The sequence below is a fragment of the Streptomyces sp. NBC_00223 genome (genome assembly GCF_036199905.1).
Classification (GTDB): domain Bacteria; phylum Actinomycetota; class Actinomycetes; order Streptomycetales; family Streptomycetaceae; genus Actinacidiphila.
Genome location: NZ_CP108109.1, coordinates 4,163,061 through 4,174,442, shown reverse-complemented (window position 1 = coordinate 4,174,442; position 11,382 = coordinate 4,163,061). Strand labels below are relative to the sequence as shown.

Here is an 11,382-nt window from a genome sequence, read left to right as displayed (position 1 = left end):
ATCGGCCGGTGAGGGAGGACGGCCGGTCAAAGCTTCCGCATGGGTTCATCCGCGGCCGCGCCCGTGTCATGGCGGGCTCACAGGCTTCGCGTAGTGAAGGTCGACCGCGCCCGAGTAACCGGGAAGAGTGACCTTCCGATCCGCGGCGACCTTCCAGCCGAGGCCGTACGCCTCGACGTACTGGAGGTAGTTGCGGATCGCGGGGCTGGCGTCGAGGGCCGCGCGGAGCTTGTCGCGGTCGCCGACGGCGGTGATCCGGTAGGGCGGCGAGTAGACCCGGCCCTGGAGGATGAGGGTGTTGCCGACGCAGCGGACCGCGCTGGTGGAGATCAGCCGCTGGTCCATGACCCGGATGCCGCGCGCGCCGCCCTGCCACAGCGCGTTGACCACGGCCTGGAGGTCCTGCTGGTGGATGACCAGGTCGTTCGGCTGCGGGTCGGGGACGCCGGGAACGAGCGGGCCGGCGTTCGGCGGGGCGTCGTCGAGGGTGACCTCCAGCCCCGGACCGGTCAGCGGGTCGGTGCCGGCCGCTCGGTCGAGGGCGTCGATCCGCGCGCGCTCGGCGCCGCTGAGACCGCTGCCCTGCCGGGTGAGCCTGTCGACATCCGAGCGGATTCCGCTGAGCTGGTTCTCCAGCTTCTCATTACGGCTGTTCTTGGTGCGAACCGTGTCGGAAAGCTTCGGAAGCGGGTCGTCACTGCGGATGTCGACCCCCTTCGCGGTGTCGAAACTCGTCCAGAAGATCAGTCCGGCCAGCGCGAAGACTCCCGCACTGAGCACTCGCAGCGCTACCGTGCGGTGAACAGAACGGGAGGAGGGGGTGGGGGAGGTGCCACCGGATTCGGTTACCAAATACCCTGTCTCCTTACAACCCGAGGAAGCACTACGCTAACGGACGCCCGGAAGCGGCAGCGCCTCCATATCCGCCCATCCGCCCGGCTAACCTCACACACCCGCGCGGTTACGCAGAGCATCGACAGGAGAGTTCCTCGTGCCGAAGTCACGGATCCGCAAGAAGGCCGACTTCACCCCGCCGCCGGCCAAGTCCGCCACGGCGATAAAGCTCGGTGGTGGTATCAACTGGGTCGCGCCGGTGATGCTGGCGTTCTTCATCGTCGGCCTGGCATGGATCGTCCTGTTCTATGTCACGCAGGGCAGTCTGCCGATCGACGCCCTCAACAACTGGAACATCGTGGTCGGGTTCGGCTTCATCGCGGGTGGGTTCGTCGTCTCCACCCAGTGGAAGTAGGCGCGCCGATCGGGCCGGGACACTCCCCGGCCGGTGGGTCAGCGCACTTGTCCACATGGTTATCCACAGTGGGGAAAAGGTCAGAAGATCTGTGGATAACCTCTACGAGGTTGACGCCGGTACGACCGGTGGCCGCACTGTCGGCCACCGGTCTTTCGTTGATCTTGCAGGGCAAACGTCGATCGGTGACCCTCCGCACAGCAGTTCCCACAAGTTGTGCACACCTTGCGGAGGATCCTGGGTCCGCTGTGGATAACGTGTGATCAACGCCAGGGACACGGGTGGGCGCGAAGCTCAGGGAGTGATCTGCGCCACTGCTACCAGCGTCAGGGCGACGGAGGCGATCAGCACGGCCGCGGTCGCCCCCCACTGCACGAGGTTCCGGTGTTCCCGGGGCGCGTACATTATCCCCACCGCCACCAGCACGCCGGCGACCAGCCCGCCCAGGTGGCCCTGCCAGCTCACATTGGACCAGGTGAAGCTGAAGACGATGTTCAGCGCCAGCAGGACCAGGATCGGGCGCATGTCGTAGCGCAGCCGCCGCATGTAGATCGCGGTCGCGCCGAAGAGACCGAAGATCGCACCCGAGGCACCGATGGTGAGCGTGCCCGGCGCGAGCAGCAGCACCGCCGCGCTGCCACCGAGCAGGGAGACGAAATACAGCGCGCTGTAGCGGGAGCGGCCGAGCCGCTGTTCCAGCGGGCCGCCGATCCACCACAGCGAGAGCATGTTGAAGCCGATGTGCAGCGGAGTCGGCTGGTCGTGCACGAAGGCCGAGGTCAGCACCCGGTACCACTGGCCGTCGGCCACGCCTCCGCACACATGCCCGTACTGCGGGGGCGCGCACACCGCGTACAGGCCGAGATCGCCGGCCAGCCGGTTGCCGATCGCCAGCTCCAGCACGAAGACCAGGACGTTCAGGGCGATGAGGATCTTGGTGATCAGGAACGGGTCGCCCGGCGTCACCCGCCCGCCCGCGACCGTACGCGGCCCGCGGCTGTGCCGGGTGCCTTCGCGGACGCAGTCCGGGCACTGGAAGCCCACGGACGCGCTGATCATGCACTCGGGGCAGATCGGCCGCTCGCACCGGGCGCAGCGTATGCCGGTCTCCCGGTCCGGGTGCCGGTAGCAGCAGACCGCCTGCTGTTCCATGATCCACTCCCCTGGTGACGCCACGCCTGTCCATTCACGCGCCCCGTCCGCTTCTACGTGCGGACGGGGCGCGGTGTTCCCGAAGGGTACGGGAGGCGTGCTGGAAGGCTACGGGATCAGGAAGTGCGCTTCTCCACCACCACGGTGTCGATCACGACGTCTTCCAGAGGACGGTCGGTGCGGGGGTTGGTGGGAGCGCCGATGATCCCGTCCACCACCTTCTTGCTCGCGTCGTCCGCGACCTCGCCGAAGATGGTGTGCTTGCGGGTCAGCCACGTGGTGGGGGCGACCGTGATGAAGAACTGCGAGCCGTTGGTGTTGGCGCCCGCGTTGGCCATCGCCAGGAGGTAGGGACGGTCGAAGGCCAGGTCGGGGTGGAACTCGTCGGCGAACTCGTAACCGGGGCCGCCGGTGCCGTTCCCCAGCGGGTCGCCGCCCTGGATCATGAAACCGGAGATGACACGGTGGAACACGGTGCCGTCGTAGAGCTTGGCGTGGGACGGCTTGCCGGTGCGCGGGTCGGTCCACTCGCGGGTGCCCTCGGCGAGTCCGACGAAGTTCTCCACCGTCTTCGGCGTGTGGTTCGGCAGCAGCCGGATCACGATGTCGCCGTGGTTGGTCCTCAGAGTGGCGTAGAGCTGCTCAGCCACGATCTACCTTCCCTAGTTTTCACTGTCTTCACTGACAGGGGACAAATCCTTGCACGGCACGGCACCCCGGGAGAGCGCTCTTCCAGGGCGTGATCGCCGGATCCCGCCGTAATCAGGCCCAGTGACCCGTATGCCTTGCCGCACATGCCGTACCTCGCGTGGCCGGGCATGATTTCAAACCGGGTGGAAAGGCGAAAACAGTACGCCACCGAGGAGTACGCCACCGAGGAGGAGGTTCCTGTGACCCGCATCGACAGCGTGCGCCACGCGGCCGACGTGACGAAGGACAGCGTGCGGCACGCCGCGGAGGTGGCGGCACCGTACGCGAACACGGCCAGGGAAAGCGCCGTGCACTACGGCAAGCAGGCCGGCTGCTACAGCCGCAAGGCCGGACTCGCCGCCAAGCAGCACTACGACACGCGGCTCGCGCCGCAGGTCGGACAGGCCCGCGACCAGGTCTGGTCCGCGATGCCGCCGAAGGCCACGAACGCCGTGGAGACCGCCGCCCGCCGTACCCGCGAGGGCACCAGGGCGGCCGCCGACTACACCGCGCCCCGGGTCGGCTCCGCGGTCGCGGCGACCCGGTCGGTGGCCGGACCGGCCAAGGACGAGGTCGTGGTGCGCGGCGCCGCCGCGCTCCAGGCGCTGCGCGGTCAGGTGACCGCCACCGAGATCGACCGGCTGGTCCGGCGCCGGATCCGCCGGCAGAAGACCGGCCGCGCCCTGCGCGACGCGCTGATCGCCGGATTCGCCTTCGGTGCCGCCGTCGCGGCCTGGAAGTGGTGGAGCAAGCAGTCCAACCCGGACTGGCTGGTGGAGCCCCCCGAGCCGACCGAGGTCGGCGACCGGGCGTCGATGAACGGCAGCGGCACCCTCACCGTGGTCGACCCGCTGGACGACCACCGCGGCTCGGTCAACGGCTCAGGACCGCGGGTGGACCGGGTGGACGGCTCGGACCTCGACCCCGGGGTCGAGGCCAAGCGGTCCGACGAGGAGGGCGACCGCTAGGGAGAGCAGGGAGACAGAGAGACAGGGAGCCGCCTCAGACCGCCGCGGGTTCCACCGCCTCGGGTACGTCCTCGCCGTGTTCCGACAGCACGGCGGGGACGTTCCTGAGTGTGCGGAGGGCGGCGAGCGCGCCGAGCGTCATGAGCCCCGCGGCGACCAGCGTCGTGGTGTGCAGGCTGTGGGTGAACGCCCACCTGGCCGCGTCGACCAGCTGGGCTCCGAGCCGGCCCGGCAGTCCGGCGCCGGTCTCGACCCCGCCGCTGACCGACTCGCGGGCCGCCGCGCTCTGGGCGGGGGTCAGCCCGGGCGGCAGGGTCAGATCACTGCGGTAGAAGGCGCTGAGCACCGAGCCGAGCACGGCGATGCCCAGCGCGCCGCCCAGCTCCATCGCGGTCTCCGAGATCGCGGCGGCCGACCCGGTACGGGACCTGGGGGCGCTCGCCATGATCGTGTCCGAGGTGACGGCGAAGGTGAAGATGATGCCGACGCCGTTCACGACCAGGATCGGCAGCAGCCGCCAGTAGGCGGTGTGCGGGGTGACCATGCCGAGGCCCGCGGTGCTCACGGCCATCAGGAACAGGCCGAGCGCGACCGTACGGGCCCGGCCGATCCGCGCGATGAGGACCGAGGCGAGCGGGGCGGCGAAGGCCGCGGACAGCGGTCCGGGCAGCAGCGCGAGGCCCGCGGTCAGCGGAGACCAGCCGCGCACCACCTGGAAGTACAGCGAGCAGCCCAGCGACAGCGTGGACGAAGTGAACATCGTCACCACGTTGGAGGCGATCGCGCCGGAGAACGCCGGGTTGCGGAAGAGCCGCAGTTCCAGCAGGGGTTCGGCCAGGGTCGACTGGCGGCGCAGGAAGGCCACCAGGGCGGCGGCGCCGATCGCGGCGGCGATCCACCCGGAGTGCTCGCCGACGCCGTCGCGGGCGGCGGTCTTGACGGCGTAGATGATCCCGAACATCCCGGTGATCGACAGAGGGACGCTCACCCAGTCCAGCCGGCCCGGCGCCGGGTTGCGGGACTCGGGCAGGATCAGCGCGCCCGCGACCAGGACCAGGGCCATCACCGGCACGTTGATCAGGAAGACCGAGCCCCACCAGAAGTGGTCGAGCAGCAGACCGCCGACGACCGGGCCGAGCGCGAAGCTGGCCGCGGCCACCCCGCTGCTCACGCCGATCGCGGTGGTGCGCTCCTTGGGGTCGGTGAAGACCGTACGGACCAGGGAGAGGGTGGACGGCATGATCGTGGCGCCCGCCAGGCCCAGCAGCGCGCGGGCGGCGATCAGCGTCGCGGGGCTGCCCGCGTAGGCGGTGAGCGCGGAGGCGGCGCCGAAACCGGCGACGCCCAGCAGCAGGAGCCGCTTGCGGCCGATCCGGTCGCCGAGGTTGCCGGCCACGATCAGCAGACCGCCGAGCACGAAGCCGTAGATGTCGACGATCCACAGCAGTTGGGTGGAGGTGGGGCCGAGCTGCCGGGACAGGGAGGGGACGGCGTAGTTGAGGACGCTGTTGTCGATGCCCAGCAGCGCGGCGGCCACGCAGCAGATGGCCAGGACGGCCCAGCGGCGGTCGTGCGCGCGTGCGGTGGCGCGCGAGCCGCGGGTCGGGGTCTTCTGGTGCGGCGGTGGGCTCGTGGTCATGGTCCGGAGCGTGCGCCCGGCCGCTGACCGGGCCCTGACGGCCGGCGCACCGGGGGCTGACCGCCACCGGATCAGCCGGGCCGGCCGGCCGTGAGGTAGTCGGTCACGACAGCGAGGGCCGCGTCGCGCGGGAGGTCCGCCGTGGTCGCGAGGGCCGCCCGGTACGCGGCTGCGCCGAGCGCGGTACGCGCCGCGTCCGCGATGGCCTGGGTGTCCGGGCCGCCGAGCGCGCTGCCGCGCAGGGCCGTCGCGGCGCCGAGGAGTACGGCGGCCCGGTGCGGGTCCCGCTCCAGCAGGGCGAGCCCGGCGGCGGCCTCGGCCGCGGCCCAACCGGTCGGCGGCAAGTGGAGGGAGAGCCCGTCCGCGGTGGCCGCCTCACGGAAGCGGGCGTGGGCGGCGGCCGGGTCGCCCTCCGCCACGGCGATCCGGCCGAGGGCGACCAGCACGGACGAGCGGACGCTGTTGCCGGAGAACCAGCCGGTCGGGCACTCGGCCAGTGCCTGTTCGCACAGGTCGCGGGCGGCCGCCAGGTCGCCGCGCAGCCGGGCGGATTCGGCCAGGCCCAGATGGGCCATGGCCAGCGTCTCGGGGGCGCCCGCCCGACGGGAGAGCTCCACGGCCCGCTCGCAGTACGCGGTGGCGGCCGCGTGGTCGCCCACCCGCAGGCTGTACGCGGCGCGGTTGCAGAGCAGTTCGGCCATGTCGAGGGCCGAGTCCAGTTCCTCGGCGAGCACCAGCGCGCGGCCGAGGAGGGTGATCGCGTCCTGGAGCTCACCGCGGTAGTCGGCGAGGTCGGCCAGCACATTGAGACTGGTGATCATGCCCCAGCGGTCGCCCTGGCGCCGGAAGCCCTCGTAGGACGCCTCGCACTCGTGCCGGGCCCGCTCCGCGTCCGCCTCGACCATCCAGGACTGGAGGCCGAAGCCGAGCCGTCCCAGCGCCCGGTACCAGGGGTCGTCGCGGCCTTCGAGGAAGTCCTCCAGGACGGCCACGGTGTCCGTGCCCTCCTCCGGCGCCCCGGCGAAGGGCGCCCACAGCACGGTGAGCGCGGGGAAGCGCCGGGCCAGCCGGTTCATGGCCTTCACCACGCGGGTCGCCGCCGCCACATGATCGGTGAACCCCTCCGGGTCGGTCAGCGTGCCGACCACGGCCATCACGCACAGCGCGTACTCCTCCTCCATGCCCTCCGGCGGATGCGGGCCGATGGCGGCGAGCACCTGGCGGGCGGGCCCCACACCCTCGTGACGCACCCCGCGCAGCAGCCAGTAGGACGAGAGCGCCGAGATCAGCCGCATCGCGGTGGGGATGTCGTCCGCGGCGAGGCTTCGGTGCAGCGCGGCCTGGAGGTTGTCGCGGTCGTCGGAGAGCAGCCGCAGCCACTCCAGTTGCTCGGTCCGGCGCAGATGCGGGTCGGCGGTGAGGGCGAAGTCGAGGAAGTACGCGATGTGCGCGGCGAGGGCTGCCTCGGTCCCGCCCGCCTCGGTGAGCCGTTCGGCGCCATAGGCGCGGATCGACTCCAGCATGCGGTAGCGGACCCGGCCGGCGCCGTCCGGCTGCTGGGCCACGACGAGGGACTTCTCGACCAGGGCGGCGACCAGGTCGAGCACGTCCTCGGGCGCGATGCCCGCGCTGTCCTCGCCGGTACGGGGGCTGCCGTCGTTCCGGCCGTTCCGGTCGTCGGCGGCAGCGTCGGCGCAGACCGCCTCGGCCGCGGCCAGCGTCCAGCCGCCCGCGAAGACCGAGGCGCGGCGCAGCACCGCCCGCTCGTCGTCGGGCAGCAGGTCCCAGCTCCACTCGACCACCCCGCGCAGGGTGCGCTGGCGCGGCTGGGCGGTACGGCTGCCGCGCGACAGCAGCCGGAAGAGCGCGTCGGGCCGGACCCCGAGGCTGTAGGGGGCGCCGTCGTCGGGGAGCGCGCCGAGCCGGTCCGCGATCTCGGTGACGGACAGCGAACGCAGCCGGGCGGCGGCCAGTTCGATGGCCAGCGGCAGACCGTCGAGCGCGGTGCACAGCCGCAGCACGGCGTCGACGGTGGCGGGATCGGCGGCCGGGTCGAAGTCGGGGCGCACGGCGGTGGCCCGCTCGACGAAGAGCCGTACGGCCGGGGAGGCGAGGACATGGGCCCGGTCGGCGCCCGGCCGGGGCAGTCCGAGGGTGGGCACCGGGCAGAGCGCTTCCCCGCCGATGCCCAGCGCCTCGCGGCTGGTGGCCAGCACACGCAGTCGCGGCGAAGAGGCCAGCAGCCGTTCGGTCAGCCGCGCGGCATCCTCGACGACGTGCTCGCAGTTGTCGAGGACGAGCAGCATCGGGCGGCCGTCCAGGGCGGCGGTGATCCGCGCGACCGGATCGGGGCCGGCCACGGTGGACGCCGGGGCGCCGGGTCCGCCGGGTCCACCGGTGGGCAGCAGTCCGCCCTCGCGCAGTCCGAGCGCGCCCAGGACGGCCTGCGGGAGTTCGGCGCCGCCGGTGAGGCCGGCCAACTCCACGAAGGTGGCGTCGTACGGGTGGCGCCCGGCCGCCTCCACCGCGAGCCGGGTCTTGCCCGCGCCGCCCGGGCCGATCAGGGTGACCAGCCGTTGGCGTGTCAACTGTTCTCCGACGCGGTCAAGTTCCGCGGCGCGGCCCACGAAGCTGGTGAGCTGCGCGGGCAGTTCATGGCGGGCGGCGGTGGGTACGGCGGTCGGGTCGGTCGCGGGCGGGGTTCCGGTGGGCGGCGGCGTGGGCGGGGTTTCGGTGGCCGGCGCGGGCGATGTTTCACGTGGAACATGTCCGCCCGTGTCTGTTTCACGTGGAACATGACCCGCGGAGAGCCTGCCGCTCGCCGAAGTACCGGCGCTCCCGCCTCCGCCCGGCAGCAGCCCCCGATCACCGCGCAGTACGGCCAGATGGACCGCCGCCAGCTCCGGTCCCGGGTCGGCGCCGAGCGAGTCCGCCAGCTCGCGGCGCGCGGCCTCGTACGCCTCCAGCGCCTCGCCCTGCCGACCGCTGCCGTACAGCGCGCGCATCGACTGGCCGCGCAGCCGTTCCCGCAGCGGGTGGGCGGCGACGAGTTCGCCCAGCTCGGCCACGAGCGCGCGGTGCCTGCCGAGGCCGAGGTCCGCCTCGATCCGGTCCTCGACGGCCCCGACCCGCAGCTCCTCCAGCCGTACGGCCTGCGCGGCGGCGAAGGGCGCGGCGCCGACGTCGGCGAGCGCCGGGCCGCGCCAGAGCGCGAGGGCGGACCGCAGTTGCGTGGCGGCCTGTTCGGGGTCGCCCGCCGCAAGCGCGTTCCGGCCGTGCGCGGCGAGCCGCTGGAAGCGGTGGGCGTCCACCTCGTCCGGGTCGACGGCGAGCAGATAGCCCGCGGGCCGGCCCTCGATCGGCGCGGGCAGCACCTGGCGCAGCCGTGAGACCTGGGACTGGACCGCGTTGCCCACCCCGGCGGGCGGTTCCTCGCCGTACAGCCCGTCGATCAGCCGCTCGACGGTGACCACCCGGCCGGCGTCGAGCAGCAGCAGCGCGAGCAGCGCGCGGCGGCGCGGACCGCCCAACGCGACCTCGGCGCCGTCCGCGCCCAGGACTCGTGTCGCGCCGAGGATGCCGAACATCACGCCCCGATTCTGTCGCACGGCCCCGGCTCCCGCCCCTACGCGCCCAACGAGCCCCCGCCCCCACCACACAGGACGCGCCCGACCCGCCCGACACCTGACACTCCCCGGAGGCCACGTACGCACGCCCCCGCGACGGCCGGCCCTACGCCGTGACCGGGCCCGGAGGAGCCCGGAACCACGGCAGACAGGCAGCCCTGCCGCACCGACCCGTACGCCCTACGGGCCCCACCTCCTCGCGGAGCGCACAGCACGTATCCGCCAGCAGCCGCGAGACGCCGTGACCGACCCGGTCGTAAACACGGCCGCACGAGCCCCGACACAGACCGAGCACCGAATCCGACACCGGGCCGAACACACGGTCCCGGCCCACCACGACCCGGACGCCCTGCGGGCCACACCCCACCCCCTCGCGGAGCGAACAGCCCGCATCCGCCAGCAGCCACGAGACGCAGAGGTGTCCCGGACGAGCCCGGCCGCGCGGGGCGCGGGATGCGGGGTGCGCCGCTACAGGGCGGCCAGGGTGGGGAGCAAAGTGGCGGCCGCTGTCACGTCCGCGGTCAGGGGGCGGTCCTCGGTGCCGGCCGGGAGGCCCGCGTCGAGGACGGCGGAGACCGGGCCGGCCGGCGCGACGCCGTGCAGACGTGAGGCGCGGACCGCGGCGACGAGTTCGCAGGCGAGTACAAGACGGTAGGCGTCGACCGTGCGCTGCGCCTGGCGGACGGCCTGGGACGCGAAGCTCGCGGCCTCCTCCAGGCCGCGGGACAGCACGACGTGGCCCAGCGACGCGGGCGTCGCGCCGGCCCGTACCTCGGCCAGGGCGGACGCCGCGCTGTACTCCAGGATCATCATCCCGGAGCTGGCCGCGGGCCCGCCCGCGAGGAACGGCCGCAGGCCGGTGAGGTCGGGATCGCCGAGGTGGGACAGCCGGGCGGCGGAGAGCTGGCCGGTCTGCAGGACCGCGAGGCACAGATGGTCGAGCGCGAGCCCCAGGGGCGCGGCGAAGAAGCCGCCGTGGTGGTAGGCGGCCGGGCCGCCGTCCGGGCCGTCCTCGCTGATCAGCGGGTTCTCCGAGGGGCAGTTGACCTCGACGTCCAGGATGCGGCGCAGCGCGCCGACCGCTTCGAGCGCCGGGCCGTGCACCTGCGGGAAGGCCCGGAAGCCGTACGGGTCCTGTATGCGCCGGGCCGGCACCCGCGGCCGCTCGGCCACGCCCAGCAGTCTGCGCACCTCGGCCGCCGCGTGGCGTGCCCCGGGGTAGGGGCGCAGGGCGTGCACGGGGGCCGCGTACGCCTCCAGGGAGCCCGAGACGGCGGCCAGCGAGAGGGCCGCCACGGCGTGCGAGGCGCGCAGCAGCAGGTCGATGTCGTGGCAGACCAGCGCGGCCTGACCGAGGGTGAGGGCGTTGCTGCTCATCAGCGCGAGCGCGTCGCCGGGTTCGAGCACCACGGGCGCGGGTACGGCGAGCGGCGGGTCCGTCTGCGCGGCCGCCGTGTCGTCGCTGAGCCAGGGCCGTTCGCCGACCAGGGTGAGCCCGGTCTGGGCCAGCGCGGTGAGGTCGCCGGTGCCGACGGCCCCGTACTCGTTGACCGCCGGGTGGACGCCGAGCCGCAGCGCCTCGGCCAGGGCCCGTATGAGGTCGGGCTGGCCGCCGGAGCCGCCCGCGAGCAGCTGGCCGACGCGGACCGCGAGCATGGCCCGGACCTGACGGGCCGGCAGCAGGGCGCCGACGCCGCCCGCGTGGCTGCGCAGCAGCCGCAGATCCTGGCCGGCCCGGTCCTCGTCGCCGACGGGCACCATGCGGTTGGCGCCGACGCCGGTGTCACGCCCGTACAGGCGGTCCGAGGCCGCGAGCCGCCGTGCGGTGCGCCAGGAGCGTTCCGCCCGGGCGAACGCTTCGGGGGGCAGGGTGAGTTCGGCCGTCCGGTCGGCTATGGCGGCCACCGCGCCGGCGTCCAGATCGCCGCCCGCACCGGCACCCGTAGTGCCGAGGCCGGGCACCGCGAAGGCACCCTCCTGGGGGGAGGGTGCCTTCGCGGGGTGCCGAGGGGCCTCGGACGTCGTTCCCATGGTGCTCCTCGGGCGGGGACGCGCGGC

8 protein-coding genes are annotated in these 11,382 nt (G+C 73.2%); 2 read left to right on the top strand and 6 right to left on the bottom strand.

Going from position 1 to position 11,382, the window contains the following annotated elements:
* Window positions 1–66 precede the first annotated feature (66 nt).
* Window positions 67–780 carry a DUF881 domain-containing protein gene (locus tag OHA30_RS17585; protein ID WP_405785559.1) on the bottom strand — a complete coding sequence of 238 codons (714 nt, stop codon included), beginning with the start codon at window positions 778–780 and terminating at the stop codon, window positions 67–69.
* Between the two features lie 211 nt (window positions 781–991).
* On the opposite strand from OHA30_RS17585, the gene crgA reads away from it, so the two are divergent.
* Window positions 992–1,249: a cell division protein CrgA gene (gene crgA / locus OHA30_RS17580; protein ID WP_328914800.1), complete on the top strand. Its 258-nt coding sequence runs from the start codon at window positions 992–994 to the stop codon at window positions 1,247–1,249.
* A gap of 294 nt (window positions 1,250–1,543) precedes the next feature.
* On the opposite strand, the gene OHA30_RS17575 is transcribed toward crgA, so the two are convergent.
* The gene (locus OHA30_RS17575; RefSeq protein ID WP_328914799.1) at window positions 1,544–2,401 is read right to left on the bottom strand and encodes a rhomboid family intramembrane serine protease; all 858 of its coding nucleotides are present in this window, start codon (window positions 2,399–2,401) and stop codon (window positions 1,544–1,546) included.
* A 116-nt stretch (window positions 2,402–2,517) separates the two neighbouring features.
* Entirely contained in the window at window positions 2,518–3,051 is a 534-nt protein-coding gene (locus OHA30_RS17570) for a peptidylprolyl isomerase (RefSeq protein ID WP_328914798.1), read from the bottom strand.
* A 183-nt stretch (window positions 3,052–3,234) separates the two neighbouring features.
* Between OHA30_RS17570 and OHA30_RS17565 the strand changes: the two genes are divergently transcribed.
* A complete protein-coding gene (locus OHA30_RS17565) occupies window positions 3,235–4,059 on the top strand; it encodes a DUF5324 family protein (protein WP_328914797.1) in 825 nt (274 codons plus the stop codon).
* Window positions 4,060–4,093: 34 nt separating this feature from the next.
* On the opposite strand, the gene OHA30_RS17560 is transcribed toward OHA30_RS17565, so the two are convergent.
* The 3 genes from OHA30_RS17560 to OHA30_RS17550 form a co-directional block, all read right to left on the bottom strand.
* Window positions 4,094–5,698, bottom strand: a complete 1,605-nt coding sequence (locus OHA30_RS17560; protein ID WP_328914796.1) for an MFS transporter — start codon at window positions 5,696–5,698, stop codon at window positions 4,094–4,096.
* Window positions 5,699–5,769: 71 nt separating this feature from the next.
* Window positions 5,770–9,285 (bottom strand): AfsR/SARP family transcriptional regulator, encoded by a 3,516-nt coding sequence (locus OHA30_RS17555; RefSeq protein ID WP_405786079.1) that lies wholly within the window; start codon window positions 9,283–9,285, stop codon window positions 5,770–5,772.
* A 507-nt stretch (window positions 9,286–9,792) separates the two neighbouring features.
* Window positions 9,793–11,355 carry an aromatic amino acid ammonia-lyase gene (locus OHA30_RS17550; protein ID WP_328914794.1) on the bottom strand — a complete coding sequence of 521 codons (1,563 nt, stop codon included), beginning with the start codon at window positions 11,353–11,355 and terminating at the stop codon, window positions 9,793–9,795.
* Window positions 11,356–11,382: the final 27 nt, after the last annotated feature.